Annotated in this window: 32 protein-coding genes; 13 read left to right on the forward strand and 19 right to left on the reverse strand. The window is 73.5% G+C overall.

The window, feature by feature from the left end:
- Positions 1-6: 6 nt before the first annotated feature.
- Positions 7-474, forward strand: coding sequence for a MarR family winged helix-turn-helix transcriptional regulator (locus ACIQWX_RS46905; RefSeq protein WP_400885852.1), 468 nt, complete (start codon positions 7-9; stop codon positions 472-474).
- On the opposite strand, the gene ACIQWX_RS46910 is transcribed toward ACIQWX_RS46905, so the two are convergent.
- From ACIQWX_RS46910 to ACIQWX_RS46925, 4 genes are all read right to left on the reverse strand, one after another.
- Positions 471-1607, reverse strand: coding sequence for an acyl-CoA dehydrogenase family protein (locus tag ACIQWX_RS46910; RefSeq protein WP_400885854.1), 1137 nt, complete (start codon positions 1605-1607; stop codon positions 471-473). The two genes, ACIQWX_RS46905 and ACIQWX_RS46910, sit on opposite strands and share 4 nt — an antisense overlap.
- 63 nt (positions 1608-1670) lie before the next feature.
- Entirely contained in the window at positions 1671-2342 is a 672-nt protein-coding gene (locus ACIQWX_RS46915; protein ID WP_400885857.1) for a TetR/AcrR family transcriptional regulator, read from the reverse strand.
- Positions 2343-2504: 162 nt separating this feature from the next.
- Positions 2505-2891 (reverse strand): bacteriophage spanin2 family protein, encoded by a 387-nt coding sequence (locus ACIQWX_RS46920; RefSeq protein WP_400885858.1) that lies wholly within the window; start codon positions 2889-2891, stop codon positions 2505-2507.
- 16 nt (positions 2892-2907) lie between these two features.
- Positions 2908-3831 carry a TerC family protein gene (locus ACIQWX_RS46925; protein ID WP_400885861.1) on the reverse strand — a complete coding sequence of 308 codons (924 nt, stop codon included), beginning with the start codon at positions 3829-3831 and terminating at the stop codon, positions 2908-2910.
- Between the two features lie 185 nt (positions 3832-4016).
- Between ACIQWX_RS46925 and ACIQWX_RS46930 the strand changes: the two genes are divergently transcribed.
- Positions 4017-4310 (forward strand): helix-turn-helix transcriptional regulator, encoded by a 294-nt coding sequence (locus tag ACIQWX_RS46930; RefSeq protein WP_400885863.1) that lies wholly within the window; start codon positions 4017-4019, stop codon positions 4308-4310.
- 40 nt (positions 4311-4350) lie between these two features.
- Positions 4351-4569 carry a DUF5808 domain-containing protein gene (locus tag ACIQWX_RS46935; RefSeq protein ID WP_400885866.1) on the forward strand — a complete coding sequence of 73 codons (219 nt, stop codon included), beginning with the start codon at positions 4351-4353 and terminating at the stop codon, positions 4567-4569.
- 3 nt (positions 4570-4572) lie between these two features.
- On the opposite strand, the gene ACIQWX_RS46940 is transcribed toward ACIQWX_RS46935, so the two are convergent.
- The 7 genes from ACIQWX_RS46940 to ACIQWX_RS46970 form a co-directional block, all read right to left on the reverse strand.
- Positions 4573-6012 (reverse strand): ATP-binding protein, encoded by a 1440-nt coding sequence (locus tag ACIQWX_RS46940; protein ID WP_400885869.1) that lies wholly within the window; start codon positions 6010-6012, stop codon positions 4573-4575.
- Positions 6009-6695 carry a response regulator transcription factor gene (locus tag ACIQWX_RS46945; protein ID WP_400885872.1) on the reverse strand — a complete coding sequence of 229 codons (687 nt, stop codon included), beginning with the start codon at positions 6693-6695 and terminating at the stop codon, positions 6009-6011. Before ACIQWX_RS46945 ends, ACIQWX_RS46940 begins: the two co-directional genes overlap by 4 nt.
- A complete protein-coding gene (locus tag ACIQWX_RS46950; protein WP_400885874.1) occupies positions 6683-7918 on the reverse strand; it encodes a hypothetical protein in 1236 nt (411 codons plus the stop codon). Before ACIQWX_RS46950 ends, ACIQWX_RS46945 begins: the two co-directional genes overlap by 13 nt.
- The gene (locus ACIQWX_RS46955) at positions 7918-8679 is read right to left on the reverse strand and encodes an ABC transporter permease (protein WP_400885876.1); all 762 of its coding nucleotides are present in this window, start codon (positions 8677-8679) and stop codon (positions 7918-7920) included. The genes ACIQWX_RS46950 and ACIQWX_RS46955 overlap by 1 nt, the downstream gene beginning before the upstream one ends.
- Positions 8676-9581, reverse strand: coding sequence for an ABC transporter ATP-binding protein (locus ACIQWX_RS46960; RefSeq protein WP_400885879.1), 906 nt, complete (start codon positions 9579-9581; stop codon positions 8676-8678). The genes ACIQWX_RS46955 and ACIQWX_RS46960 overlap by 4 nt, the downstream gene beginning before the upstream one ends.
- A 128-nt stretch (positions 9582-9709) precedes the next feature.
- Positions 9710-10534: a hypothetical protein gene (locus tag ACIQWX_RS46965; protein ID WP_400885882.1), complete on the reverse strand. Its 825-nt coding sequence runs from the start codon at positions 10532-10534 to the stop codon at positions 9710-9712.
- 87 nt (positions 10535-10621) lie between these two features.
- Entirely contained in the window at positions 10622-11206 is a 585-nt protein-coding gene (locus ACIQWX_RS46970; protein WP_400885884.1) for a helix-turn-helix domain-containing protein, read from the reverse strand.
- Between the two features lie 65 nt (positions 11207-11271).
- On the opposite strand from ACIQWX_RS46970, the gene ACIQWX_RS46975 reads away from it, so the two are divergent.
- The 4 genes from ACIQWX_RS46975 to ACIQWX_RS46990 all read left to right on the forward strand — a co-directional run bounded on the left by ACIQWX_RS46975 (position 11272) and on the right by ACIQWX_RS46990 (position 13611).
- The gene (locus tag ACIQWX_RS46975; protein WP_400885887.1) at positions 11272-11877 is read left to right on the forward strand and encodes an SAM-dependent methyltransferase; all 606 of its coding nucleotides are present in this window, start codon (positions 11272-11274) and stop codon (positions 11875-11877) included.
- 20 nt (positions 11878-11897) lie between these two features.
- Positions 11898-12374, forward strand: a complete 477-nt coding sequence (locus ACIQWX_RS46980; RefSeq protein WP_400885890.1) for a DinB family protein — start codon at positions 11898-11900, stop codon at positions 12372-12374.
- 36 nt (positions 12375-12410) lie between these two features.
- Positions 12411-12695 carry a hypothetical protein gene (locus ACIQWX_RS46985; protein WP_400885891.1) on the forward strand — a complete coding sequence of 95 codons (285 nt, stop codon included), beginning with the start codon at positions 12411-12413 and terminating at the stop codon, positions 12693-12695.
- A 163-nt stretch (positions 12696-12858) separates the two neighbouring features.
- Complete coding sequence (locus ACIQWX_RS46990) at positions 12859-13611, forward strand: ZIP family metal transporter (protein ID WP_400885892.1); 753 nt, start codon at positions 12859-12861, stop codon at positions 13609-13611.
- Positions 13612-13647: 36 nt separating this feature from the next.
- On the opposite strand, the gene ACIQWX_RS46995 is transcribed toward ACIQWX_RS46990, so the two are convergent.
- The 4 genes from ACIQWX_RS46995 to ACIQWX_RS47010 form a co-directional block, all read right to left on the reverse strand.
- Entirely contained in the window at positions 13648-14151 is a 504-nt protein-coding gene (locus ACIQWX_RS46995) for a hypothetical protein (RefSeq protein ID WP_400885894.1), read from the reverse strand.
- A gap of 77 nt (positions 14152-14228) precedes the next feature.
- Positions 14229-14390, reverse strand: coding sequence for a hypothetical protein (locus tag ACIQWX_RS47000; RefSeq protein WP_400885895.1), 162 nt, complete (start codon positions 14388-14390; stop codon positions 14229-14231).
- A gap of 49 nt (positions 14391-14439) precedes the next feature.
- Positions 14440-14937, reverse strand: coding sequence for a hypothetical protein (locus ACIQWX_RS47005; protein WP_400885898.1), 498 nt, complete (start codon positions 14935-14937; stop codon positions 14440-14442).
- A gap of 48 nt (positions 14938-14985) precedes the next feature.
- Positions 14986-15534 carry a MarR family winged helix-turn-helix transcriptional regulator gene (locus ACIQWX_RS47010; protein WP_400885900.1) on the reverse strand — a complete coding sequence of 183 codons (549 nt, stop codon included), beginning with the start codon at positions 15532-15534 and terminating at the stop codon, positions 14986-14988.
- A gap of 54 nt (positions 15535-15588) precedes the next feature.
- Between ACIQWX_RS47010 and ACIQWX_RS47015 the strand changes: the two genes are divergently transcribed.
- Positions 15589-16308, forward strand: a complete 720-nt coding sequence (locus tag ACIQWX_RS47015; protein ID WP_400885901.1) for an SDR family NAD(P)-dependent oxidoreductase — start codon at positions 15589-15591, stop codon at positions 16306-16308.
- 19 nt (positions 16309-16327) lie between these two features.
- On the opposite strand, the gene ACIQWX_RS47020 is transcribed toward ACIQWX_RS47015, so the two are convergent.
- Complete coding sequence (locus ACIQWX_RS47020) at positions 16328-17086, reverse strand: IclR family transcriptional regulator (RefSeq protein ID WP_400885903.1); 759 nt, start codon at positions 17084-17086, stop codon at positions 16328-16330.
- Between the two features lie 101 nt (positions 17087-17187).
- Between ACIQWX_RS47020 and ACIQWX_RS47025 the strand changes: the two genes are divergently transcribed.
- Complete coding sequence (locus tag ACIQWX_RS47025) at positions 17188-18297, forward strand: mandelate racemase/muconate lactonizing enzyme family protein (protein ID WP_400885906.1); 1110 nt, start codon at positions 17188-17190, stop codon at positions 18295-18297.
- On the forward strand, positions 18285-19421 hold the full coding sequence (locus tag ACIQWX_RS47030; protein ID WP_400885907.1) for an iron-containing alcohol dehydrogenase family protein: 1137 nt from the start codon (positions 18285-18287) through the stop codon (positions 19419-19421). The genes ACIQWX_RS47025 and ACIQWX_RS47030 overlap by 13 nt, the downstream gene beginning before the upstream one ends.
- Positions 19422-19473: 52 nt before the next feature.
- Here ACIQWX_RS47030 and ACIQWX_RS47035 read toward each other — a convergent pair whose 3' ends face one another.
- A complete protein-coding gene (locus ACIQWX_RS47035; RefSeq protein ID WP_400885910.1) occupies positions 19474-20079 on the reverse strand; it encodes an SGNH/GDSL hydrolase family protein in 606 nt (201 codons plus the stop codon).
- A 48-nt stretch (positions 20080-20127) separates the two neighbouring features.
- On the opposite strand from ACIQWX_RS47035, the gene ACIQWX_RS47040 reads away from it, so the two are divergent.
- Both ACIQWX_RS47040 and ACIQWX_RS47045 read left to right on the forward strand, forming a co-directional pair.
- The gene (locus ACIQWX_RS47040) at positions 20128-20943 is read left to right on the forward strand and encodes an alpha/beta hydrolase (RefSeq protein ID WP_400885913.1); all 816 of its coding nucleotides are present in this window, start codon (positions 20128-20130) and stop codon (positions 20941-20943) included.
- A gap of 121 nt (positions 20944-21064) precedes the next feature.
- Positions 21065-22267 carry an MFS transporter gene (locus tag ACIQWX_RS47045; RefSeq protein WP_400885916.1) on the forward strand — a complete coding sequence of 401 codons (1203 nt, stop codon included), beginning with the start codon at positions 21065-21067 and terminating at the stop codon, positions 22265-22267.
- Here the strand turns inward: ACIQWX_RS47045 and ACIQWX_RS47050 are convergent.
- Positions 22248-23912, reverse strand: coding sequence for an alpha/beta fold hydrolase (locus tag ACIQWX_RS47050; RefSeq protein WP_400885918.1), 1665 nt, complete (start codon positions 23910-23912; stop codon positions 22248-22250). The two genes, ACIQWX_RS47045 and ACIQWX_RS47050, sit on opposite strands and share 20 nt — an antisense overlap.
- Before the next feature lie 158 nt (positions 23913-24070).
- Here ACIQWX_RS47050 and ACIQWX_RS47055 point away from each other — a divergent pair, with 158 nt between their 5' ends.
- Positions 24071-24631: an RDD family protein gene (locus tag ACIQWX_RS47055; RefSeq protein ID WP_400885920.1), complete on the forward strand. Its 561-nt coding sequence runs from the start codon at positions 24071-24073 to the stop codon at positions 24629-24631.
- Here ACIQWX_RS47055 and ACIQWX_RS47060 read toward each other — a convergent pair.
- Positions 24512-25156 (reverse strand): response regulator, encoded by a 645-nt coding sequence (locus ACIQWX_RS47060; RefSeq protein ID WP_400885923.1) that lies wholly within the window; start codon positions 25154-25156, stop codon positions 24512-24514. The genes ACIQWX_RS47055 and ACIQWX_RS47060 overlap by 120 nt on opposite strands.
- Between the last annotated feature and the right edge of the window lie 14 nt (positions 25157-25170).

A 25170-nucleotide genomic window follows, 5' to 3' on the forward strand; every position in this document is an offset into this window, starting at 1 on the left:
GGCGTGGTGACCCAGCCGACACGACGGCGGCGCGTGCTGCCGACCACCGAGGAGCTGCGCGTCTGGCGCGGGTTCATCGAGACCGCCGAGGCCCTGCGCGCCGAGCTCGGCGCGCGCCTGCAGGCCGAGTCCGGCCTGTCGCCGGGGGACTACGCGGTCCTGCTCGCTCTCAGTGAGGCGGAAGAGCGGCGGCTGCGGTCGTCGCAGCTCGCGGACGACATCGGCTGGGAACGCAGCCGGCTGTCGCACCACCTCGGCCGGATGGAGAAGCGCGGCCTGATCCGGCGCGAGGAGTGCCGGACGGACAACCGGGGCGCCGAAGTGGTGCTGACGTCCGAAGGTGACGCGGCGTTCCGCGCGTCGACGGTCCCGCACCTGACCGCGGTGCGCGAGCTGTTCGTCGACGCGCTGACCCCGGCGCAGCTCGCCGCGGCCGGCGAGGTCGCGGCGGCGCTACGGGCCAACCTCGGCTAGAGCCCGTAGGTCTTGCCGATGATGTCGCGCTGGATCTCGCTCGTGCCGCCGTACACAGTGGACACCACCGTCGACCGCAGCAGGCGTTCCATGCCGTACTCGGTCGCGTACCCGTAGCCGCCCAGCATCTGCATGCCGTCGAGGGCCATCGCCTTCGCGAACTCCGTCGCCTTGAGCTTCGCCATGGACGCCTCGCGCGGCAGCGGTTTCCCGGCGGCCGCGTCGATCTTGCGGGCGACGTCGTGCACCAGCAGGCGGGTGCACTCCAGCTCGGTGGCGTGGTCGGCGATCCGGTGCCGCAGCGCCTGGAACGACCCGACCGGACGGCCGAACTGCCGGCGCTCCTTGACGTAGGAGACCGTGTCGTCGAACGCGCGGCGCGCGGTGCCGAGCATCAGCGCCGCCAGGATCATCCGCTCGAGGTTGAGCCCCGCCATCAGCTGCCGCCAGCCCTGCCCGACCTCGCCGACCACCGCGTCCCCGGGCAGCGTGCAGCCGGTGAAGTAGAGGTCGTTCACCTCGCGCCCGCCCATCGTGTCGATGCCGTGCACCGCGAGGCCGTCGACGCCCGCGGGCACCGAGAACATCGTCAGGCCGTCGTGCTTGCCGCCGTCGGCGGACGTGCGCGCGACCAGCAGGATGTGCTGGGCGATGTGGGCGTTCGAGCACCACGTCTTCTGGCCGTCGACGACCCAGCCGCCGTCCTGCCGGACCGCCTTGCACGCGAGCGCCCCGACGTCGGAGCCGGCGCCCGGCTCGGACATCGACACGGCGAGGACGTCCCCGCGCAGGAAGGCGCCGAGAACCTCGTGCTTGCGCTCCTCGGCGGCGAACTTCTCGTACGACGCCGCGGTGATCACCGAGGTGGCGAAGCCGCCGATCGGGGCCTGGTGGTAGGCGGTGGTCTCCAGGAACAGGACCAGGTCGAGCATGCCCTGGCCGGCGCCGCCGTACTCCGCCGGGACGGCGACGCCGAGCCAGCCCAGGTCGGCCATCTTGCGGTACAGCGCGTCGTTGTGCGGGTTCCGGCCGTCGTCGGTGAGCGCCAGCCACTTCTCGCGGGTGCCCACCTCCCGGCGGCAGAAGTCGTCGACGGCGGCGACGAAGTCGCGCTGTTCGGTGGTCAGGCTCACGGACGCTCCCGGTGGGTGGAGATACAAGGCGACTTGCTTTGTATCTTCATATCCGCACGCGGCTCAGGTGTCCAGCATCGGGACGAGGTAGCGGCGGGCGACGTCGGCGAGCTGCGCGTCGTCGTCGAGGTCGACGACGTGGCTGGGGATGGCCAGGAAGGACGCGGACACCCGGACCATCAGCTCGGCCACGACCTCGACGTCCAGTTCGGCGGACACGGTCCCGGCGTGCTGCTCCCGCCGGAGCTGACCGGCCACGAACCGCTGCACGGTGGCCAGCGTCCGGCCGCCGTCGGTGATCATGGACGAGGCGAGCAGCCCCGGTTCGGCGGCGATCAGGCCGCCGATCAGCGGGTTGCCGCGGATGGCGCGCAGCGAGCTGACGAAGCCGAGCACGACCCGGTCGGCGACGGTCTCGGCCCGCGTGATCTCGGCGAGGAACCGGTCGAAGTAGCGGCGGTACTCCCGGCGCACGACGTGCTCGACCAGCGTGTCCTTCGTGGCGAAGCGCCGGTAGACGGTGATGCGCGACAGCCCGGCCCGCTTGGCGACGTCCTCCATGGTGGAGCGCTGGATGCCCAGCCGGCAGAACTGCTCGTAGGCCGCGTCGAGCACGCGGACACGGATCTCGTCGGCGTCGCCGACCTGCTCGAGCGCGTCGGTGTAGGCGCGCTCGAGGAGCGACTCCGCGCCCGGCGCGGAGGTGAACGGCGACAACCCGGGTTCCACGGCCACCTCCTGATCCTCCCAGCCTAGGTCTTGTGGCTCGCGGCGCGACATGCGGCGCTGTGGACGGGGAAGAAGAACGGAGTCCGGGGCGTACCTGCACTCGTGGCAGCTGACCGGCCACATGCCGGACGTTCGACGAGTTCCTCCGTCCGTCCTGACGGGTTCCGCTCAAAGACCGCAGGCTTTCGTGAGCGCGGAGACCTGGTCGGTCTTCTGCCGCACCCAGTCGGCCGGACCCGTGACGAGATCGTCGACCGTGGTGCGGCGGAGGGTTTCCGCCAGGGAGCCGATCGCGTCGCCGACCGTGGTGTTCGCCGCGCGCTCCGCCAGGCCGGCCAGTTCGTCGCCGGCCGCGTGCGCGCGGTTCGCCGCGGCCTGCGGGTCGGTGAGGTCCGGGGTGGCCGTGGCGATCCGCACGGCGTCGGTGCACACGCCGACCGTCGAGGCGGCGTCGCCGACGCGGCCCGCCGTTTCGGCAGCCGCGCCGCACGCGGTGAGTGCCAGCACGAGGCCGGTGCCGATGGCGGCCGCCGTCAGTCGTTTCGTCGAACGCATTCCGGGATTCCTTTCGTCAGGACGAGCGGACCGCGGTGCGGGTCCGGACCAAACTCGCGATGACCGCTGTCGCGAGGATCAAACCCACGACCGACAAAGACAAACCCGTCGGGATCTTCCACACCTCCAGCAGCAGCATCTTCACTCCCACCCAGACCAGCACCAGCGCCAAGCCCAGCTTCAAATACACGAACCGGTGCATCAGATCCGCCAGCAGGAAGTACAACGCCCGCAACCCCAAGATCGCGAACGCGTTGGACGTGAAGACCAGGAACGGCTCCTGCGTCACCGCGAAGATCGCCGGGATCGAGTCGACCGCGAAGACCACGTCCGTCACCTCGATCAGGACCAGCACCGCCAGCAGCGGCGTCGCCACCCAGCGGCCGGCTTCGCGGACCAGGAACCTGCCGCCGTGATGGACTTCCGTCGTCGGGACGAGGCGGCGGAACGCGCGCAGGACCACGTTCCGCTCGTAGTCCACCTTCGCCTCGCGGTGCAGGGCCATCCGGATACCGGTCAACACCAGGAAAGCGCCGAACACGTACAGGATCCACGCGAAACTGGCCAGCAGCGCCGAGCCCGCCGCGATGAACACCGCGCGGAACACCAGTGCGCCGAGCACGCCGTAGAACAGGATGCGGTGCTGGTGTTCGCGCGGCACCGCGAAGTAGCCGAAGATGATCGCGAACACGAAGACGTTGTCGACCGCCAGGGACTTCTCGATCACGTACCCGGCGAAGTACTGGCCCGCGAACTCCGCGCCCCAGACCCACCAGACGACGGCTCCGAACGCGACGCCCAGCGTCACCCACACGGCCGACCACGTCAGCGCCTCGCGGACGCCGACGACGTGCGCTTTGCGGTGGGCGAACAAGTCGACCGCGAGCATCAGCAGGATGACGCCCAACACGGCGGCCCAGGCCCAGAAGGGGACGGTCACGGCACACTCCTCCGGTTCGGTGCGAACCGGAGGTCTTCCCGGCCACCGCGAGGTGGCGCCGGCACCGGGTCTGCGCCGGGGCAGCCGGATTGACGATGCCGGACCGGGGCGGGTACTCCCCTCCGTCCACTCCAGAATGGCGAACTGTGCTTCGTCTGTCAAGTGTGGACGGCTAAGCTGCCCGCATGGCTTCGTGGACGTTCTTGAGCAACCACGCGCACGTCCTGCTGTGCCTGGCCGAGGACCCGGACCACCGGCTGCACGACATCGCCGAGCGCGTCGGCATCACCGAGCGGGGCGTGCAGCTGATCCTCGCCGACCTGATCGACGGCGGCTACGTCGAACGCGAGCGCGTCGGCCGCCGCAACCACTACACGATCCACCCGGAAGGCCGGCTGCGGCACCCGCTCGAAGCCCACCACCGCGTGGCCGAGCTGGTCGCGGCGCTGGGCCACCCGGCCCCGGCGGTTGACCGCTGATCACCGCGGGTCCACGCTGGTCGGCGGGAAGGTGATGCCGATGCCGGAAACCGACGACGAGCGGCCGGCCGAACCCCAGGGCCGCGCGGCCGGCCTCCCGTACGACTGGCGGCGCCCGACCGCCGCGCGGGTCCGCGCCCGCCTCTGGAACCCCGGCGACCGGCGGCTCTGGACGCCGAAGACGTTCGGGTGGGGCTACGACCTGAACTTCTACTGGGTCGTGCACCCGCGGCGCTACCTGCGAGCCCGCCGGCGCTGAACCTCAGTCGAGCAACGGCAGCGTCAGCCGGAAACACGCGCCTTCGCCGACCGCCGTCTCCAGTTCGACGTCGCCGCCGTGGGCGCGGGCCAGCGACCGCGCGATCGACAGCCCCAGGCCCGCGTCCGCGCCGCCGGAGCGGGTGCGGGACCGGTCGGCGCGGTAGAAGCGGTTGAACGCCTTCTCCGCCTGCCCGGCCGTCATCCCCGGGCCGTCGTCGGCCACCTCCAGGACCGCGCGGCCGGCCGCCGTGCCGACGCCGATGCGGACGCCCGTGCCCGGCGGGGTGTGCGCGGCCGCGTTGCCCGCCAGGTTCGTGACCACCTGCCGGAGCCGGGCTTCGTCCGCGTCGACCGGGGCCGGGCCCGGCGGTCCGTCCCCGCCCGGGCCGGTGAGGGTGACCGTGCGGGACGGGTCGAGCGCGCGCAGGTCGTGGCGGGCGTCGCCGGCGAGGGTGCGCAGGTCCATCGGTGCCCGGTCGAGCTGGTCCTCGGGTGCCTCGTCGAGCTGGGCGAGCAGCAGCAGGTCCTCGGTCAGCGCGGTGAGCCGGGTGGCTTCCCGGTCGATGCGCCGCATCGCTTCGTCCACATCGGACGGTCCGGGCAGGGCGCCCATCCGGTACAGCTCGGTGGAACCCTTGATGCCGAACAACGGGGTGCGCAGCTCGTGGCTGACGTCCGCGACGAACGCGCGCATCCGCGACTCCGAGGCCGCCCGGGCGGCGAACGCGTCCTCCAGCTGGCCGAGCATGGTGTTGAGCGACGCCGCGAGGTGCCCGATTTCGGTGCCGGGCGGCGCGAGGACCGGGACGCGCCGGGTGAGGTCGCCGCCGGCGATCGCGGCCGCCGTGTGCTCGATGCGGCGCAGCGGGCGCAGGCCCCGGCCGAGGGCGAACCAGCCGGCCGCGGTCAGCACGACGAGCAGGACCGCGCCGCTGACCAGGCTGCTCACCCGCAGCTGGGCGATCGTGGCGTCGGCTTCGGCGAGCGGCGCGGCCGAAACCACCGTCCCGCCCCAGCGGACGGCCCGGTGCGCGACGGCCCGCCAGCGTTCCGAGCCGTCGGCCGCCCGCAGGTCGACCGCGGTCCCGTCGGCAGGGACCGTGCGCAGCTCGTCGAGCGGCGGCAGCGTCGAGCCCGGTACCCGCGACGAGTGCAGGCCGCCCACGACCGCGCCGCCGGCGTCGAGGTAGACGACGTAGGGGCTGCCGAACAGGTCGAGCGCGGGGTCGAGGAGGTCCGGCCGGACGGCAGGATTCCCAGCCGGGGCCGGGTTCGCCGCGAGGGAGACGAGCTCGGTCATCGAGCGCAGCTGGCCGTCGAGGCGGCCGAGCTGGAAGCGTTCCAGCCGGTCGGCGACGAGCGCGCTGATCAGGGTCAGGCCGGCCAGCAGGAGACCCGCGGTGAGCAGCAGCAGCCGCGCCCGCAGCGACAGCCGCCTCACCGCCGGGGCTCGCGCAGCACGTAGCCCACGCCGTGCACGGTGTGGATCAGCTTGGGCTCCTCGGTGTCGACCTTGCGGCGCAGGTAGGAGATGTAGGTGTCGACGATGCTGGCGTCGCCGCCGAAGTCCTCGCGCCACACGCGGTCGAGGATCTGCGCCTTGGACACGACCCGGCCGGCGTTCTCCATCAGGTAGCGCAGCAGCCGGAACTCGGTGTCGGACACGCGGACGGGGCGGCCCGCGCGCGTCACCTGCCTGCCGTCCGCGTCGAGGGCGAGGGTGCCCACGCTCAGCACGGCGGCCGGGTGCCCCGCGGTCCGGCGGAGGATCGCCCGGATCCGCGCGATCAGCTCCGCCAGGTCGAAGGGTTTCGTGACGTAGTCGTCGGCGCCGAGGGACAGGCCGGCGACCTTGTCGGCCTGGCCGTCGCGCGCGGTGAGGAAGAGGACGGGCACCGGGAGGTGCCGCTCGCGCAGCCGCCGGACCACTTCGAAGCCGTCCGTGTCCGGCAGCATGACGTCCAGCAGCACCAGGTCGGGCGGTTCTTCGGTGGCCGCGGCGACGGCTTCGCCCGCCGTCGCCGCGGAGGTCACCCGGAACCCGGCGAACCGGAGCGCGGCGGAGAGCAGCTCGCGGACGGTGGGTTCGTCGTCCACGACCAGCAGCCGGGTCATCTCGTCCATGCCCGCGAGGATACGGAGAACGCGCGGACGAGCAGGGTGCCGGCGAGTCCCGCGACGGCTCCGCCCGCGGCCCCGGCGACGAGGGCCAGGAGCGGGTTCGCGGCCAGATCCGCGCCGAGGACGGGGACCGAGAAGCGGAACACGGTCACCGAGAGGTCGACGGAGAACCGGGACAGCAGGGCCGTGACGGCCAGGACACCGCCGACGACCGCACCGAGTTCCGCGGCTTGGCGCAGGGGCGGGAGGCGCCGACGGAGGGCGACCGCGACGCCGAGGCCGAGGAGGACGGCGGCGGCGATCCAGTGGGTGGCCGGGAAGCCGGTGTCCGGGGTGCAGGAGAGCAGGCCGGTGGAGGTGAGGTGCCACGGGACGCCGAGACCGGTCAGGACGGCGGCGGGCAGCAGCTGGGGGAGGACGAGCAGGACGGCGCCCGCTGCTTTGGCGCCGCCGAGTACGCCGGCGACGGTGAGGCAGAGGACGGCGAACCCGGCCAGTGGCCAGCGCAGGGTGCGCAGGGTTGTTGTGGTGGAAGGGAAACGCGCGATCAGCCAGCAGGCTGCGACGACCACGAGCGCGAAGGCCGAGGCGCCGGCGACGGTGGGCCCGGCAGCCACGGAGAACGCGGCGTCCAGGTGGGCGGGGGAGGGTAGGCCGGTTCCCGTGGGGAATCCGGCGCCGAGTCCACCCGGCAGGGCCTGGCCGGCTCCGGCGGAGGGTCCGGTGCCGAGCGCGCTTGGCCATGCCGCGCTCACGCCGGCGGAGGGGCCGGCGCCGAGCCCGCCCGGCCACGCCGCACCCACCCCCGCGGGCGATCCGGCGCCGGGAACCGGCAACCGCGCCGAAACGCAACCCCGTGGCGCACCAACTCCACCCGGCAGGCCCACCTTTCCCCCGGCCCACAACGCAATCCCGCCCAACGCCCCCGCGAAGGCCACCACCGCCACCGCCCCGCGCACGAGCAACCCCTCGCGACCCCGCAGCAGCAGCCACCCCAGAACCACCGCCCCCGCAAGGGAAACCCCGAGCGGCACACCACGGAAAACGCCATGAACACCGACCGGCAGCCCCACGAGCGAAACGTCCACCGACCCACCCACGGCCAACGCGACCACCGGCGCCGTCAACCCGCCGGCACCGAGCGGCAGCAACCCAGCCGCCGCCACCACCGTCATCGCCAGCAGCGCCGCGGCCGCAGACAGCAGACCGCGGACCACCTCGCGCATCACACGTCCCGTCGCCGGAACACCACGAACGCCGCCGCCAGCACCGCCGCCACCCCCACGCACATCCCGCCCAGGTTGAGCCACGGGTGCGGGAAGTCCGGGTCGGGCAGCGTCTTCAGGACCGCGGACCCGCCGAGCGTCGGCCAGTAGAGGAACAGCCCGCGCACCCACGCCGGGAAGAGGCCGGCGAGCCCGGGGACCAGGAACACGATCGCGACCAGCGTCGCGAGCGCGCCCGCCGTCGCGCGCATGAGGGTGCCGAGCCCGATCGCCAGGAGGGCGATCGCCGCCAGGTAGAGGCCGCCGCCCGTCACCGCGGACAGCACGCCGGGATCGCCGAGCGACGCCCGTGGCAGGTCCTGCGTGCCCAACACGGCCTGGCCGAGGACGAACGCGGCGAACATCAGCGCCTGTCCCGCCAGCACCGCGACACCCACGGCCACCACGACCTTGGCCGCCAGCAGCCGGTGGCGGCGGGGTGTGGCGATCAGCGACGTCCCGATCAGCCCGGTCGTGTGCTCGCCGGTGACGACCAGGATGCCGAGCACCCCGATGATCAGCTGCGCGACGATGTACGTCGTCAGGCTGCGGTTGGTCGGGTCCCACGCCTGCGGGTCCTCGGCGTACGCCTTCCCGGCGGCGTTCATGCCGAGGGCGGTGATGCCGAGCCCGGCCGCGAACAGGCACGCCAGGGTGTACCACGTCGAACGCAGGCTGCGGAGCTTGATCCACTCGGCGTGGACGGTCCGGGCGAAGCTCACGCGCTCGCTCCCTCGTACTCGACGCTGTCGCGGGTCAGTTCCATGAAGGCGTCTTCGAGCGAGACGCGCTGCGGGGTCAGTTCGGCGAGCGAAACGCCGTGGTACGCCGCCAGCTTGCCGATCTCCCCGCTGGTCAGGCCGGACACCACTAGCGAAGCTTCGACGCCTTCCCGGACGGTGGCGCCCGCGGTGGCCAGCAGCCGCGCGAAGCCGGCGTCGGGCGTGCGGACGAGCACGGTTCCTTCGCCGCGCACGAGCTCGCTCACGGCGGTGTCGGCGACGAGCCGGCCGCGGCCGATCACGACCAGGTGGTCGGCGGTCTGCGCCATCTCGCTCATCAGGTGGCTGGAGACCAGCACGGCGCGGCCCTCGCGGGCCAGGGCGCGCATGAAGTCGCGGATCCAGCGGATGCCTTCGGGGTCGAGCCCGTTCACCGGCTCGTCGAAGATCAGCACGCGCGGGTCGCCGAGCAGCGCCGCCGCGATGCCGAGCCGCTGCCGCATGCCGAGCGAGAACCCGCCCGCGCGCTTGCCCGCGACGCTCTCCAGCCCGGTGCGGGCCAGCACCTCGCCGACCCGGCGCCGCGGGAGCCCGTTGCTCACGGCAAGGGTCAGCAGGTGGTCGCGGGCCTTCCGGCCGCCGTGGACGGCGCCCGCGTCGAGCAGCGCGCCGACTTCGGTCAGCGGGACGGGGAGGTCCTGGTAGCGGCGCCCGCCGATGGTGGCGGACCCGCGCGTCGGCGCCGCGAGTCCCAGGATCAGCTTCATGGTCGTGGACTTGCCCGCGCCGTTCGGCCCGAGGAACCCGGTGACCTGCCCGGGTTCGACGGTGAACGACAGGTCGTCGACGACGGTGTCGGGACCGTACCGCTTGGTCAGCCCGCGCACTTCGATGGTGGTCATGCGGCGAGCCTGGCCCGCCCGCCTGGCCGGTTCCTGGGAGGTTCTGGGAGAACCCTGGGAGTTCGCGCGGCCGGGAGCGGGTTCGCCCGCCGCTTCCCCGGAAATCGATCCCCGGCCGCGCGAAGCCGTCAGGCGGGGTGGACGACGATGTCGTCCCGACGCGTGCGGGCGTGGATCTCGACCCGGTCCGCCGCCTCGCCGGCGGGCTCGGGCAGCGAGTTGCGCACGGTGCCCTTGGTGCTGTCCGCGTCCACCGACGCGGCGACACCTTCGCCGACGCCGACCTCGATGCCACCGGACGCGTTCGTCAACTCCGCCCGGCCGCCGGTCAGGAGGCCGATCCGGATCGGGCAGTTCGCCGCCTCGGCGGAGACGCTCCCGTCGGCCCGGCCGACCTCGAAGCGGCCGCTGGAGCCGGTGAAGCCGACGTCGGAGCGGGCGCGCCCGATCCACACCTTGCCGGTCGAGCCCAGGCACCGCAGCGTGCCCTCGACCTCGCCGAGCCGGACGTCCGCCGTGCCGCCGTCGAGCTCGGTGGTCCCGGCGACGTGGCCGACCGCGACGTCGCCCGCCGAGAGACGGCCGCGCAGCGCGGCGATCCGGTCGAGCTCCACCCGGCCGGACGCCACGTCCAGTTCGCAGGCGCCGAGGCTGCCGTCGGCGTGCACGTCCGTCCACGTCGTCTGCAGCACCAGCCGGGACGCGGCGGGCAGCTCGAGCGTGATGGCGACCGACCCGTTCTTGGCGCCGGGCTTGTTCGTCTTGATGGTGAGTTCGCCGCCGGTGAAGGCGATTTCGGTCTGTTCGGCGACCTTCACGTCCGACTTGCTGTCGCGGTTCACCGGCTCGACCCGCACGACGGTGTCCGCGCGGTCGCTCGCGGCGATCCGCACGTGGGCGCCGGCGGTGGTCAGCGTGGCGGTGATCGGTTCCGGCGTGGTGAAGACGGTCATGGCGTTTTCCCCTTGTGTGCGCTGTGGTTGTGCCGACCACGTTCGCGGGACCGCCTGACACCGGCCTGACACCGCACGGACACCCGTTCAGTCCCGGGTGGCGCGGGCGCGCAGGTGCGCGCGTTCGCCGTGCTGCCCGAAGAGGATGAGCAGCTCGACGGCCTTCCCGTCGGCGCTGCCGAGCCAGTGGGGGAGCGTCGTGTCGAACTCCGCTGCCTCGCCCGCCGGCAGCACCAGGTCGTGCTCGCCGAGGACGAGCCGCAGCTGCCCGTGGAGCACGTAGAGCCACTCGTGGCCGTCGTGGGTCTGGTGGACCGGCTCCGGTGGGTGGTCGCTGCCCGGGATCAGCATCTTGTACGCCTGCATGCCGCCCGGCCGCCGGGACAGCGGCACGAACGTCATGCCGTAGCGGTGGATCGGCGCGAGGTGGACGCGCGGGTCGCCGGTGCGGGGCGCGCCGACGAGGTCGTCGAGCGGGACGCGGTAGGCGCGCGCCAGCGGCAGCAGCAGTTCCAGGCTGGCCCGCCGCTGCCCGCTCTCCAGCCGCGACAGCGTGCTTTCCGACACCCCGGTGGTGCCGGCGACCTCGGCCAGCGTCAGCCCGCGGGTGCGGCGCAGCGCCCGCAGCCGGGGGCCGACCGCGTGCAGGACGTCGTCGATGTCGTCGCTCACCCGGCCATCTTGCCGAAACCGCAAGAAAGCGTGCCACTCCGGCACGGCCGAGCCACGGTGGAGCCATGACTGCCACGGAATTCTGGGACGCCTGCTACGCGGGCCGGCGGGGCGAACCCCGCCCGAACGTCCGGCTCACCGAAGCCGTCGCCGACCTGCCGCCCGGCACGGCGCTCGACCTGGGCAGCGGCGCCGGCGGCGACACGCTGTGGCTCGCCCGCCGAGGCTGGCGCGTGACCGCGGCCGACATCTCCGGCGTCGCGACCGCGGGCCTGGCCGAGCGCGCGCACGCCCTCGGGCTCGGCGACCGCGTCACCGCCGAACGCCACGACCTGGCCGAGACGTTCCCCGCGGGCCGCTTCGACCTCGTCTCGGCGCACTACCTGCACACGTCCTTCGCGTTCCCGCGCACCGGCGTGCTGCGCCGGGCCGCGCACGCGCTGGAGCCGGGCGGACGGCTGCTGGTCGTCGACCACGGTTCGGTCGCGCCGTGGTCGTGGGACCAGGAAGCCCGGTTCACCGCGCCCCGGGAAGTGGCCCGATCGCTCGAGCTCGACGCCGGCGAGTGGACCGTCTCGCGCGCCGAAGCCCTGTCCCGCCGGGCCACCGGACCCGGCGGCCAGGTCGCCGAGGTCGTCGACCACATCCTGCTGATCCGCCGAGCCCGATGACCGTCCGAGGAGGACCGACCATGCCCCGCCGTCGCGACACGCCGCCCCCGCGGACCGGCCCCGCCGAGAAGGACGTGCTGCGCGGGTTCCTCGACCAGCTGCGCGCCGCGGTGGCGGCCAAGGCCGAGGGCGTGCCGGAACCGCAGGTCCGCACGCCCGGCGTGCCGTCGGGCACGTCCCTGCTGGGCTTGGTCCGGCACTTGACCCACGTCGAGCGCTTCACGTTCCTCGGCGAGCCGACCGCCGACTGGCAGGCGACTTTCCGGCCGCTGCCCGGGGAATCGGCCGCCGCGCTCTTGGCGGGCTACCGCGCGGCGGTCGCCGAGGCAAACGCGGTGATCGACGCGTGCGCCGACCTGAGCGAACCGGTCGTCCGTCCCGGCCGGACGCCACCGTCGATGCGCTGGGCCTTGGTGCACATGATCGAGGAGACCGGCCGGCACGCGGGCCACGCCGACATCCTGCGCGAGCTGATCGACGGGTCGACGGGCCGGTGACCGGGTTCCGGCCGCCCGATGTGCGACAGTGGCGGGATGAACGACCAGCGCCCGGCATCGGTCCGGGAGCTCGCACGGAGTCCGGCGTGGACGGTGACGGGGTCCCGCGGCCGCTGGAGCACGGCCGAACGCGTCTTGGCGCTCGGCGGCCACCATTGGGTGGTCGGGCTGACCCCGACGGCGGACGGAGCGACGGCGCTGATGCTGTGGTGCGACGACGAAGTGATCGCCCACCGGCGCGGCGCGGAAGCGGCGCTGTGCGAGACGGCGGTGCGGTGGGAGGCCAACTTGCTGGCGGGCCGCCCGTGGGACGGCCGCTGAGCCGGCACACCCCGGCCTGGTGACCCGCGTCCGGCTCCGGCAGCCGGGCGAATGGTCCGGTTCGCCGCGTGGTCCGCGGCACCGGCGGTGCTTCCCGCGTGTCCCCGTCGCCGTCACCGGGTAGCCCCCTCGCGAACCCGCTGTCGGACGGAAGGTGGCCTGCATGCCGGAATGGGTGGAGGCGGGGCTGTGGGGCCTCGTCGGCGGGGTCGCGCTCGTGCTCGGCGCCGCCGTCGCGTGGTGGCTTCGCGTGTCGCGGCGGGTCGTCGCCGGGATCATGGCCTTCGGGGCCGGGGTGCTCATCTCCGCGCTGGCCTTCGACCTCGTCGACGAGGCGCAGCGGGCCGGCGGGCTCGGGCCGACCGCGGGCGGCTTTCTCGGCGGTGCCGTCGTGTACGTCGCGATCAACGTCGTCCTCGCGCGGCGCGGGGCCCGGCACCGCAAGCGCTCCGGTGGTCAGCAACCGTCCGAACAGGACAGTTCCGGCAGTGGTGCCGCGATCGCCGTCGGTGCCCTGCTCGACGGGATCCCGGAGTCCGTCGTGCTCGGCGTTTCCCTGCTCGGCGGCGGGGGAGTCGGGCTCACGGTGCTGGCGGCGGTGTTCATCTCGAACGTCCCGGAAGGACTGTCCAGCGCGGCGGGGATGAAGACGGCCGGCCGCGGTGCCGGCTACGTCTTCGGGGTCTGGAGCGGGATCGCGCTCGCCAGCGGGGCCGCCGCGCTGCTGGGGAACGTCCTCCTGCGCTCGGCCTCGCCCGCGGCGATCGCCGCGATCACGGCGGTGGCCGCCGGGGCGATCCTGGCCATGATCGCCGACACCATGATCCCGGAAGCCTTCGAACGCACCGAGCTCTACACGGGCCTGCTCGCCACGCTCGGCTTCCTGACGGCGTTCGTGATCGAGCACGCCGGCTGAGCCGGGCCCGCCGCACCGGCGGGCCCGGCGGAAGGCCTAGCGGATGGGCTTGTTCGCGGCGAAGTAGGCGTTCGACGGCGTCAGGAACGACAACACCACGCCGACGACGGCGGCGACCACGCTGATGTAGCCGAGCACGGTGGATTGCCCGACCAGCACCGAAAGCAGCTGCAGGGCGGTGATGACCGTGAGCACGATCCGCGCCCAGTTCCGGCCGGCGCGCAGTTTGAACGCGAACAGCAGGTACAGCGCGGCGATGACCACCGCGATCACGAGCGCGATGACCATCGTGATCGTGACGGCCTGGTCGATCTGCGCGTCGGTCAGGGAACCGCCGCTTTGTCTGTTCGAATTCCGCAGTGTGTCGGCGATCGCGTCACGGCTTGCGAAGATCAGGAAACCGCCGACGAGGCTGAGGACAGTCGAAGCGATGAACGCCCAGAAAGCGCCCTCGACCGTGCTGGGCCGCGCCGGCGCGGCGGCGGGCTGCCCCGCCGCCGCGGATTCGGGATAGTTCGGGTAGTTCGGTGATTCGGTCATAGAGATCGAATAGCACGCGTACGACCCGACTGCTGAATGAACGGCCATTTCCGGCGCGAAACCGTGATGTCGGGCAGTCAGTGCCGCCGGCTGAGCGCCTCCCGCTTGACGAACCCGATCACCGCGGTCGCGACGAACAGCACCGCGCCGACGATGATCAGCCAGAACAGCCCCTTGATGACGATGCCGAGGACGGCCAGGACCGCCCAGATCACCAGCAGCCCGATGAGAAGACCCATGTCAGCTCCCTTTCCGAAGTACCGGCGGGATACCCGGGCGCCCGGCTCGCTACACGCGGCAGCGCCGTCGCCAATACGCCCACGTGACGGCGGCCAGCAGCGGTGCCCAGAGCAGCAGCGGCAGGTAGCAGGCGACCAGCAGGGCGTGCCAGCCCGGACCCGCGAACGTCACGGCCCCGAACCCCGGGAAGTCCCGGAACGCGTACGCCCAGATCACCGCGAGCGCCAGCGCACCGGCGGCCGCCGGGACGATCGCCGCGTACGGCGCGACCCGCCGGCCGCCGAGCAGCGGGATCCACCGGGGGACGCGCTCGCCCCACGGCCGGACCAGCCCGAGTGTGAGCAGGGCCAGTGCTTCGGAGACGACGCTCAGCCCGACGATGTACGCGGCTTCGCCGAATCCGATGGCGTACCAGGGGCGCAGCCCGAGGTCGGCGCCGCCGGCGAGGAAGAGCCGCCAGATCCCGGACGGCAGGGTGACGAGCGGGACGGCGTGCGCGGCCAGGACGGCCCATCGCGGCGGGTGGACGACGGTCGGTGCGGTCATGGTCCCGAGTCTGTCCACGCCGGGGCGCCGCGACCTCCCGCCGAGGTATCAGCCGTCCCCTCGCTCGGGGGAGACGCGCGGGTGCAGCGTCGCCTCCAGTTTGGCGAGCAGGCCGGTGAGCGTCGTGCGCTCGTCCCGCGTCAGCCCGCCGAGCAGGTCCGCTTCGTGCTCGAGCAGCCGGCGCACGGTCGCCTCGATCAGGGCGTGGCCGGCATCGGTGAGCTTGACCGCGACCGCGCGGCGCGACACCGGGGACGGCGCCCGTTCCACCAGCCCGGCCTGCTCGGCGCGGGTGATCCGCTGGGAGATCGCGCCCGCGGTGACCAGCGTGCGGCGCGTGATCTCGCGCGTCGTCAGCTCGTACGGCGGTCCCGCGCGCCGGATCACGCTCAGCAGGTCCAGCGTGGACGGATCGATCCCGAGCTCGGCCAGCGTCCGGCGCCGGTCGTCGGCGAGGAGCTTGGCGATGCGCCACGCGGGCGTGATGACCTCGATGGACTCCGTCCGCACGCCGGGCAGCTCGCGCTGCCACGCCGCCGCGATGTCGGCCGCGGGCCAGCGCAGGATCGCTTCCATCGGGTAGCCGTCGTTGGACACCGTCGCCTCCGCGTTGCTACGTTTAGAGCTAAACATAGCAGAGGAGGAGTTGCCGTGAGTCGAATAGTGCTGGTCACCGGCGGCGGGAGCGGGCTCGGCAAGGCGGTCGCCGCCCGCTTCCGCGCGGCCGGCGACACCGTGGTCGTCACCGGCCGGGACGCCGGGCGCCTCGAGCGCGTGGCGGAGGAGCTGGACGTCCGGCCGATCCCGTGCGACGCCACTGATCCCGGGCAGGTGACCCGGCTGGCGGACGAGCTGGGCCCGGACCTCGACGTCGTCGTGAACATGGCGGGCGGCAACACCGACTTCGGCGGCGAGCGGGGCCCGGGCCTGGCGGGCGTGCTGTCGGCGTGGCGGGCGAACCTGGACGCCAACCTGCTCAGCGCCGTGCTGACGACGACCGCGGTGCTCGGCAAGCTGCGGCCGGGCGGCACCATCGTCACCGTCGGGTCGATCGGCGCCGAATACGCGTCGGGTTCCTACGGGGCGGCGAAAGCGGCGCTGGCGGCGTGGACCGCCGGGCTCTCGTCGGAGGTCGGCCCGAAAGGCTTGACCGCCAACCTGGTCTCACCCGGCTACATCGCCGAAACCGAGTTCTTCCAAGGCCGATTGTCCGATCAGCGGCGGGAGGCGCTGATCGCGGCAACCCACAATGGCCGCGCCGGCCACCCCCGGGACATCGCGGAGACGACGTACTTCCTGGCCTCCGAAGGAGCCCGCCACATCACCGGCCAGACGCTGCACGTCAACGGCGGCGCGTTCACCACCCGCTGACGTCCACTGTGGACGTCGGTCATCCGCGCTCCCAGCCCAGTTGTGCGGAAACCTTCGCGGCGGCCCGGGCGGTGACCCGGCCGGCGTCGTCGAGCCGGTCGCCGAGCCGTCCGGCGGGCGCGGAGACGTTGAGCGCGGCGACGACCCGGCCGCGGAAGTCCCGCACCGGCGCCGAAACACCGACCAGGCCCGCCTCGAACTCTTCCTGGACGCGCGCGTAGCCGTCCCGGCGGGCGTCCTGGATCTTCGTCCACAGTGTCGGCAATGTGTCCACTTCGGATGGTTGAGGGAACCGGACGTAGAGGTCGTCGGGCGAGGCGTCGAGCAGCAGCACGCGCCCGGCGGACGTGCGCTGCGCCGGGACCCCGCGGCCTTCCCAGCCGGGCGCTCGAAAGGAGTGCCCGGACACCGAAAGCACGGTGAGCACCTCCTGGCCGCGCAGGACGCAGAGGTGGGCGGTCTCCTCGAGGTCGGCCGACAGCTCCCGCAGGACCGGTTCGGCGGCGCGGACGAGCCGGTCGTCGACGGTCCGGGCGACGAGCGAGAACAACCGGTGGCCGAGCCGGTACCCGAGCGTGTCGGGATCCCGTTCGACGACGCCTTCTTCGGCGAGCGCCTTGAGCGCCCGCGAGACCTGGCTCTTCTCCCGCCCGGTGAGCCGGGCGAGCCGGACGACGCCCAGCCCGCCGGCGCGCTGGGCCTCGGGGGAGGCGAGCGCTTCGAGGAGGTCGAGGTCGCGGCGGAGGCCGTGTCCCGGGTGGCGCGGGTCGTCGGGCATGCCGCGAACGTAGCAAGCGGCGGTTGGCGTGAGCGCAACGCGCGTTGCGATCTCCCGCCGCCGCTTGCCCGGCGTTTCCGGCGGCTCCTACCGTCGACCGCGTGCGGATCACGGCCATCACCCTCGACCGGCTGCGGCGGGAGCTGGACCCGCCGCTGCACGCGGCCTGGGACCCGGACCCGCGCCGGCACTTCGACGCCACGATCGTGCGCGTGCACACCGACGACGGCGTCACCGGCATCGGCTCCGGCGACACCATGGCCGGCTTCGAGGCCGTCGAGCACCTGTTCCTCGGCCAGGATCCCCTCGACATCGTGCGACACGTCGAGGCCATCGAAACGGCGAACTTCCACGGCGGCCGCTTCTGGCCCCTCGAAGCCGCCCTCTGGGACGTCATCGGCCAGGTCGCCGGCCTGCCGGTGGCGACACTGTTCGGGAACGCCGCGCGCTCGCTGCCCGCGTACGCCTCTTCCGCGGAGCTGAAGCCGCCGGAGGAGCGCGTCGAAACGGCCCTGCGCGCGCGGGAAGCCGGGTTCCGGGCGATGAAGATCCGCATCGCCCGCGACCGCGTGGAAGTCGGCGTCGCCGCGGTGGCGGCCGTCCGCGACGCGCTCGGCCCGGGCTTCGCGATCATGGTGGACCTCAACCAGTCCTGGCGGATGGCGGGCGACACGAGCGCCGCGACCGACCTGGCGGACACCCGCCGGCTGGTGTGGCGGCTGGCCGAACTGGACGTCCTCTGGGTCGAGGAACCGTTGCCCTACCACGATCTCGCCGGCTTCCGGACGCTGCGGGCGGAGAACCCGGGCGTCCGGATCGCGGCGGGGGAGATGCAGCACTCGGTGCCGGAACTGCTGCGGTACCTCGAAGAAGACGTCCTCGACGTCTACCAGCCGGACGTCGTGCTCGCGGTCGGCCTGCACCGCGCCCGGACGCTGGCCGAGCTCGCGCGGCTCAAGCACCGCGCGTTCACCCCGCACAGCTGGACCAACGGCATCGGGGTGCTGGCCAACCTGCACGTCTCGGCCGGGGTCGGCGGCGGCCCGTACTTCGAGGTCCCGTGGGACCCGCCCGGCTGGACGCCCGAACGCCGCGACTTCATGCTGGCGGAACCGCTGACGATCACGCCTTCCGGCGAGCTGGAGGTTCCGCCGCGGCCCGGTCTGGGCGTCGAACTCGACGAGGAAGCGGTGGCGCGGTGGCGGATCTGACGCGGTTGTCCGTGGCGCCGGGCCGGACCGAATACGGTCCCGGCGTCCTGGCCGAGCTGCCCGCCTTCGTCGAGTCCCTGGGCCACGCGCGGGTGTTCGTGGTCACCGACCGCGGCCTGCGGGCGACCGGGATCGTCGGGCGCGTGGAGAAGATCCTGGCGGCGGCCGGGATCGAGCACGCCGTGCACGAGGACGTCGGCCCGAACCCGTCGACGGCGGAGCTGGACCGCGGGGCCGCACGGCTGCGCGGATTCGGCGTCGCGACGGTGCTCGCGCTCGGCGGCGGCTCGGCGCTGGACGCGGCCAAGGGCATCTCCCTGCTGGCCGGCAACCCGGGCGCGGCCGCGGCGGACGCGGACCGGCTGTGGGACGCGGCCGACGGCCTGCCGCTGATCGCGGTGCCCACCACCGCGGGCACCGGCGCGGAGACCAACGGCTTCGGCGTCACCGAGGACCGGTGCACCCGCCGGAAGGTCTACATCGGACACTCGTCGGTGCGGCCGCGGATCGCCGTCCTGGACCCGGAATTGACGCTCGGCCTGCCCGCCGCGGTGACCGCGGCGTCCGGATTGGACGCTTTGGTCCACGGCATCGAGTCGCTGGCGTCACGCGGGTCGACGCCGTTCTCCGCGGCGTACGCGACGCAGGCGGTTTCGTTGGTCGGCCGCTGGCTCCCGGTGGCCTGCCGCGACGGCAGCGACCTGGAGGCCCGGTCCGGCCTGATGCTCGGCGCGCACCTGGCCGGGCACGCGCTGACGTTGTCCGGGCTCGGGCTGGTCCACGGAATCGGCCACGCGCTGACCGCGCACACGGGCACGCCGCACGGCGTCGCGCTGGCGGCGGTGCTGGAGGAGGTGATGGCTTTCAGCGCACCGGCGGCCGCGGAGGCGTACGAAGCGACGGGGCGGGCGTTGCGCCTGCCGCCCGGGCCGGACGTGGCGATCGAGGCGGTGCGCGGGATTTCCGGTGCGATCGGGATCAAGCGCCGGCTGCGCGAACTCGGCGTGAGCCGTGGGGAGATCCCGGCGATCGCGGCGGACGCGGTGGCCGATGCTGTCACGAAGAACGCGCCTCGGCTGCCGTCGGTGGCGGAGGTGGTCGAGTTGTTGCACGGGGTCTACTGAGCCGTTGGGCGGCGAGGTCGGCCGCGACCAGGTGGGGCGCCAGCGGACGCGATCAGGCGGCGAGGTCTGCCGCCACCGCCACCAGATGGGGCGCCAGGGCGTCCGCGATCACCGCGTAGCCGGCCGACGACGGGTGGAACCGGTCCGCCGAAAACAGCGTCGCGTCGGCCGCGAACCGTGCCGTGAGCTGCGGGCCCGCGGTGGCCACCGCGCCGCCGGCGCGGATCGCGGCGGCTGCCTGCTCGCTCGCGTAGTGGCCGCTCGCCGCGGAGACCAGCTGCCGGTACGGCCCCGGCACCCGCGACACGATGCCCAGGTCGGGCGCGGGCACGACCAGCACGCGGGCGCCCGCTCGGACGAGCCGGGCCACGGCGTCGTGCAGCTGGCGGGCACCGACGGCCGGCGCGACGAACCCGGCCAGGTCGTTCGCGCCGATCACGACCAGCGCCAGGTCGACGCCGTCGCGCAGGGCGGCGCCGGCCTGGCGGTCCAGGTCGGCCGAACGGGCGCCGGGCACGCCGTAGCCCTGGAGCCGCACCACGTGGCCCTCGGCCCGAAGCCGCCGCGCGAGCCGCTGCCCGAGGGTGTCCTCGGGGCGCGTGCTGCCGACTCCGGCGGCGAGCGAGTCGCCGAGGACGGAGAATCGGAGAATGGTCATCGTCTCCTACAACGTCCGCGCGGCCTGGTTGTTTCCCGGGCGGTTCGCTTGACCAGAGCCGTGGTCGTGCGGGTGCTGCTCGGGCTGGTGCTGGTCGTCGTGCTGGTGCTGGCGCTCGTGTGGGTCTTCCAGCGCCGCCTGATCTACCTGCCGGACACCACGCCGGTGTCCGCGGCCGGCACCGTGCTGCCCGGTGCCGAGGACGTCCGGCTCCGCACCGCCGACGGCCTCGACCTGGGCGCGTGGTTCATCCGGCCCGCTCGAGGGGAACCGATCGCGACCGTGCTCGTGGCAAACGGCAACGGCGGCAACCGCGCCGACCGGGCGCCGCTGGCGGCGAGCCTGGCGCGGGCGGGGCTGGCGGTGCTGGTGTTCGACTACCGCGGCTACGGCGGCAACCCCGGCGACCCGAGCGAGGACGGCCTGGCGCTCGACGCCCGCGCGGCCTGGCGCTTCCTCACCGAGGACCGCCGGGTGCCGCCCGGCCGGATCCTCTTCTACGGCGAAAGCCTCGGCTGCGCGGTGGTGGCCGAACTCGCCCTCGAGCACCCGCCGGCCGGGCTCCTGCTGCGGTCGCCGTTCACCGAGCTGGCGGACGTCGGCGCCGAGGTCTACCCGTACCTGCCGGTGCGGCTCCTGCTGCGCGACCGGTTCCCGGTGCGGGACGAGGTCGCCCGCCTGCGCGTCCCGACCGTGGTGGTCCTCGGCGGCCGGGATTCGATCGTCCCGCCGGCCCAGAGCCGCGAGGTGGCCGCGGCGGCCTCGGCGCGGCTGGTGGAGATCCCGGACGCCGACCACAACGACCCGGTCCTGCTCGACGGCCCGGCACTCGTCGACGCGGTGGTGTCGCTGGTGCCGCGCTAGGCGTTGGCGGTCACCCACGCGGCGATCCGGGCGCGGTTGGAGCGCGAAGTTCTGCCGCGGCGCATCGACAGCAGTACGGAGATTTGACCTCCAGCATGGTCGAGGTCCTAGCGTCGCAACCATGACCGAGACGACGCTCGCCGACGTGCGGCGGCCCCCGAGAGCGCTGCCGGCGACGCTGCTCGGCGTCAGCACCATGACCATCATGGCCAGTGCCACGATCACCCCGGCGCTGCCCGGGATGGAAAAGCACTTCGCCGCCGAGCCGCACGCCGAACTGCTCGTGCGGCTCGTGCTGACCCTGCCGGGGCTGGCGATCATGGTGTCCGCGCCGCTGCTGGCCCGGCTCAGCGGCCGGACCGGCCGCGTCCCCGTGCTCGCCGCCTGCCTGGTGCTCTACACCGTCGGCGGCGGCTCCGGCCTCTTCCTCGACTCCCTGCCCGCGCTGCTCGCCGGGCGGGCCCTGCTCGGCGTCGGGATCGCGGGTGTCATGACGACGGCGACCGCGCTGCTCGCCGACCACCACCCGCCCGCCGAGCACGGCCGCGTGCTGGGCCTGCAGGGCGCGGCGATGGGCTTCGGCGGCGTCGTCGCGCTGCTGCTGGGCGGGCTGCTGGCCGCGGTGAGCTGGCGGGGGCCGTTCGCGGTCTACCTGCTCGCGGTGCCGCTGCTGGTCCTCGTGCTCCGGTACGTTCCCGAAGCACCCGCCCAGACCGGCGCCGACGAGGATTCCGGCTCCTCGCCGTGGCAGCCGCGGCTGCTCGGGCTCTACGCGGTGATGTTCCTCGGCATCGTCGTCTTCTACACCGTGCCGACGCAGGCGCCGTTCTGGCTGGCCCAGGTCGGCGGCGCGGGCCCGGCGGTCGCGGGTGCGCTCATCGCCGCGGTCAACCTGGTGATGACGGTGGTGGGGCTGAACTTCCGCCGCCTGCGTGCCCGCTGGAGCTTCCCGTTGCTGGCGACGGCGATGTTCGTCGCGTTCGCCGTGGGCCTCGTCGTGATCGGCACCGCCGGCTCGCTCTGGACGGCCGCGCTCGGCATGGTCGTGGTCGGCGTCGGCATCGGCCTGCAGAACCCGACGGTCAACGGCTGGGTGGTGGCCTCGGTCGCGCCGGGCGCGCGGACGAAGGCGCTGGGCCTGCTGACCTCGGCGTTGTTCCTCGGCCAGTTCACCTCGCCGCTGGTGGCCCAGCCGCTGATCGACGCCGCCGGGCTCGGCCGGACGTTCGTCGTCGCCGGTGCGCTCGCCGCGGTGATCGCGGGGGTGCTGGCCGCGGCGCACCTGGTGCGCCGCGGCCGGGCCGTCAGCGGTTCACCGCACTGACTTCGTCCTGCACCCTGTTCCGCAGACTATCCTCAGTAGACAGTCGCGTTTGGACGGATGCCGCCCCGCGCACCGGCCCGGCGACCGGGTACACCCGGTCCTCGCCGGGCAGCGGGACGCCCGGGCACGTCGTGGTGCCGGGCCGGGAGTTCTTGGTGAGGAACACGTTCACCAGCCCGTCGACGCACGGGTTGCCGGACAGCGCGTACTGCCCGTGGAACGGCGAGTCGTCGACCGACACCAGCGGCACCCGTGCCGAGCGCACCGCCGCGGTCGCCTGCTCGTAGCCGGTCTGCGGGTCGAATTCTCCCTGCACGACAAGGATGTTCGACGCCACCGAAGCGGGCACGTCCGGGAGTTCGTGCCGCGGCGCGTCCGACCAGAAGCCGCACGTCTCGCCGAGGCCGTAGGCCCACCCGAACAGCGGGTACCGCGGCCCCTGCCGGTCGCTGAGCCCCTTGTACCAGGCTGCGGACCGGGTCGGCTGGTCACCGCACGCGACGGCGTACCGGGTGCCGGGCGCCTGGGTGTAGTCCGGCGCCGCCGCGGCGACGACGGCCGGGGTCACGGCGGTGGCCGGGACGCCGAACGCCTTGCGGGACACGGCGTCCAGCGCGTCGGCCAGCGCGGGCGGGGGAGTGGCCGCGGTGCCGTCGAGCGCGGCCGCGCCGCCGAGGAAGACCACCGCACCGAGCAGCCACTGCAGCTCGCTGCCGTTGCCGACGAAGATGCCGTCGAAGGTGTCGGGCGCGACGCCTTGACCGGCGTAGTAAGCCCGGACGCGCTCCCACTTCGCCTTGACTTCCGCGGCCGTCCCGCCCAGTTGCGCGGCGAAGTTCCGCGCGAGCCACGGCACGTAGACGTCGTCGAACTGCCGCTGGTCGATCACCGGGAACGCCTCGAAGTCCGCCTGCAGCCTGCCTTCGAAGTCCACACTGGAGTCGAGCACGGTCTTGCCGGTGTGCTCCGGGAACAGCGACGCGTACTTGGCGCCGAGCCAGGTGCCGTAGGAATAGCCGAGGTAGTTCAGCTTCTCGTCGCCCAGCAGCGCGCGGATCAGGTCCATGTCGTGCGCGGTCTGCCACGTCGTGACGTACGGCGCGAGCGCGTCGCTCTGGCACGCTTCGGCGACGGCACGCGGCACCTTCCGGTGCTCGGCGATGCTCGCGGCCGACCGGTCGCGGGCGTCGAGCGGACCTTGCGGCAGCCGCCCGGTCGGCACCCGGCACTGGAAGCCCTTGTCGTCGGTGCCCGCGTGGCCGGTGCCGCGCGGGTCCATGCCGACGAAGTCGTAGAGCTGGTGCACCGACGGCTCCAGCGTGGCGAGCGGGCCGGCGAGCGTGCTGCCCTGGCCGCCCGGCCCGCCGGGGTTGAGCAGGAGCGCGCCCTCCCGTTCGCCGGTGGCCGCGGCGCGGCTGATCTGCACCGTCAAGTCCGTGCCCGCGGCGGGGTTCGCCCAGTCGCGCGGCACGGTGACGAGCGCGCACTGCGTCGGCGCGTCGTCCGCGCCCGGCTTGAACGGGCAGGCGCCCCACTCGAGCTGCTGGGTCGTGTACGGAGTGAGCGGGTCCGCGGCCGCGGCGGGCACCGCCGCCGCGAAGAGGGCGGCCGTCGCGGCCGCCAGTCCGGTCCGGGAGATGCGCACCGGGAGTCCTTTCGTCGCCGGGTGGGGTGCGCCCGAGCCTGGCCCGGCGACGGCCGCCGGTGATCAGCCCGCAGGACGAACTCGCCGCCGCGGCCTCGGCCCTGGGTATGAGAGGCGCTCAGCGCGCGCCCGGCCGCCGGGCCCGAGATCATGGGTGCATGACCCGTCCGGGAATCGGCGTCGTCGGGCGCCGCCTGGTGCAGTTCCTGCTCGACGAGCTGCTCGTCTTCCTGCCGATGCTGCTGCTCGCGGTCGCCGTCGTCTGGCTGTTCCACCCGCACGGCCCGGGCCTGCTGACGTTCCTGAAGGTCGTCCTCTACACGATGATGGTGCTGGACTTCCTCGGTCTCGTGTTCGTCAACGTGTGGTGGCCCTACCGGCACGGCGGCCAGACCCCGGCGATGCGCTGGCTGCGCCTGCGGATCCGGACCCTCGACGGCGGCCACCCGACGCTGGGCGCGTTCTTCGTCCGCGACCTGCTGATGGTCGTCGACGGCTTCGCGTGGGGGCTCGCGGGCATCGCGGTGATGCTGGTTTCGCGACGGCGGCAGCGGTTCGGCGACATCGTCGCGCGCACGGTCGTCGAGCGCGTCCCGAAGCTAGCGGACGAGTCCGCTTTCCCACGCCCAGATGGCGATTTCGGTGCGGTTGCGCGCCCCCAGCTTGCGTTTGACGGCGCCGATGTGGGTCTTGACCGTGGGCAGCGAAACCACGAGTGAGCGGCAGATCTCGTCGTTGGTCGCGCCGCGCGCCACGGCCTGCACGACGTCCAGTTCCCGGGGCGTGAGCGGGGTTTCGGGCGCGGGCCGGGACGCGCCGCGCGTGAAGTGCGCGAGCAGCCGGGTCGTGATCGCGGGGGAGACGAGCGCTTCGCCGTGGGCCGCCGCGTGCACGGCTTCGATCAGCAGGTTCGGCCCCGCGTCCTTGAGCAGGAACCCGCAGGCCCCGGCGCGCAGGGCCGCGTGCACGTTCTCGTCGAGCCCGAACGTCGTCACCATCACGACGTGCAGCGGGTCCGGGACGTCCGGGCCGGCCAGCAGTTCGGTCGCGCGCAGGCCGTCCACGCCGGGCATCCGGATGTCCATCAGCGTGACGTCGGGGCGCAGCTCGCGGGCCAGCCGCACCGCCTGGTCGCCGTCGGCGGCCTCGCCGACGACCTCGATGTCCGGTTCGCCTTCGAGGATCAGCCGGAACCCCGCGCGGACCATCGCCTGGTCGTCGGCGATCAGCACTCGCGTCGGCAACCCGCTCTCCCCTC

The sequence above is a fragment of the Amycolatopsis sp. NPDC098790 genome (genome assembly GCF_044759945.1).
Lineage (GTDB): Bacteria > Actinomycetota > Actinomycetes > Mycobacteriales > Pseudonocardiaceae > Amycolatopsis.

Bases quoted from the DNA above. Each gene is read 5' to 3' on its own strand.
- ACIQWX_RS47055 (WP_400885920.1), top strand. From the start codon at position 24,071: ATGACCCGTCCGGGAATCGGCGTCGTCGGGCGCCGCCTGGTGCAGTTC.
- ACIQWX_RS46985 (WP_400885891.1), top strand. From the start codon at position 12,411: ATGAACGACCAGCGCCCGGCATCGGTCCGGGAGCTCGCACGGAGTCCG.
- ACIQWX_RS47020 (WP_400885903.1), bottom strand. From the start codon at position 17,086: ATGCCCGACGACCCGCGCCACCCGGGACACGGCCTCCGCCGCGACCTC.
- ACIQWX_RS46930 (WP_400885863.1), top strand. From the start codon at position 4,017: ATGGCTTCGTGGACGTTCTTGAGCAACCACGCGCACGTCCTGCTGTGC.
- ACIQWX_RS47045 (WP_400885916.1), top strand. From the start codon at position 21,065: ATGACCGAGACGACGCTCGCCGACGTGCGGCGGCCCCCGAGAGCGCTG.
- ACIQWX_RS46965 (WP_400885882.1), bottom strand. From the start codon at position 10,534: ATGACCGTCTTCACCACGCCGGAACCGATCACCGCCACGCTGACCACC.
- ACIQWX_RS46920 (WP_400885858.1), bottom strand. From the start codon at position 2,891: ATGCGTTCGACGAAACGACTGACGGCGGCCGCCATCGGCACCGGCCTC.
- ACIQWX_RS46935 (WP_400885866.1), top strand. From the start codon at position 4,351: ATGCCGGAAACCGACGACGAGCGGCCGGCCGAACCCCAGGGCCGCGCG.
- ACIQWX_RS46980 (WP_400885890.1), top strand. From the start codon at position 11,898: ATGCCCCGCCGTCGCGACACGCCGCCCCCGCGGACCGGCCCCGCCGAG.
- ACIQWX_RS47000 (WP_400885895.1), bottom strand. From the start codon at position 14,390: ATGGGTCTTCTCATCGGGCTGCTGGTGATCTGGGCGGTCCTGGCCGTC.
- ACIQWX_RS46975 (WP_400885887.1), top strand. From the start codon at position 11,272: ATGACTGCCACGGAATTCTGGGACGCCTGCTACGCGGGCCGGCGGGGC.
- ACIQWX_RS46960 (WP_400885879.1), bottom strand. From the start codon at position 9,581: ATGACCACCATCGAAGTGCGCGGGCTGACCAAGCGGTACGGTCCCGAC.
- ACIQWX_RS46990 (WP_400885892.1), top strand. From the start codon at position 12,859: ATGCCGGAATGGGTGGAGGCGGGGCTGTGGGGCCTCGTCGGCGGGGTC.
- ACIQWX_RS47035 (WP_400885910.1), bottom strand. From the start codon at position 20,079: ATGACCATTCTCCGATTCTCCGTCCTCGGCGACTCGCTCGCCGCCGGA.
- ACIQWX_RS47005 (WP_400885898.1), bottom strand. From the start codon at position 14,937: ATGACCGCACCGACCGTCGTCCACCCGCCGCGATGGGCCGTCCTGGCC.
- ACIQWX_RS46995 (WP_400885894.1), bottom strand. From the start codon at position 14,151: ATGACCGAATCACCGAACTACCCGAACTATCCCGAATCCGCGGCGGCG.
- ACIQWX_RS46950 (WP_400885874.1), bottom strand. From the start codon at position 7,918: ATGCGCGAGGTGGTCCGCGGTCTGCTGTCTGCGGCCGCGGCGCTGCTG.
- ACIQWX_RS46945 (WP_400885872.1), bottom strand. From the start codon at position 6,695: ATGGACGAGATGACCCGGCTGCTGGTCGTGGACGACGAACCCACCGTC.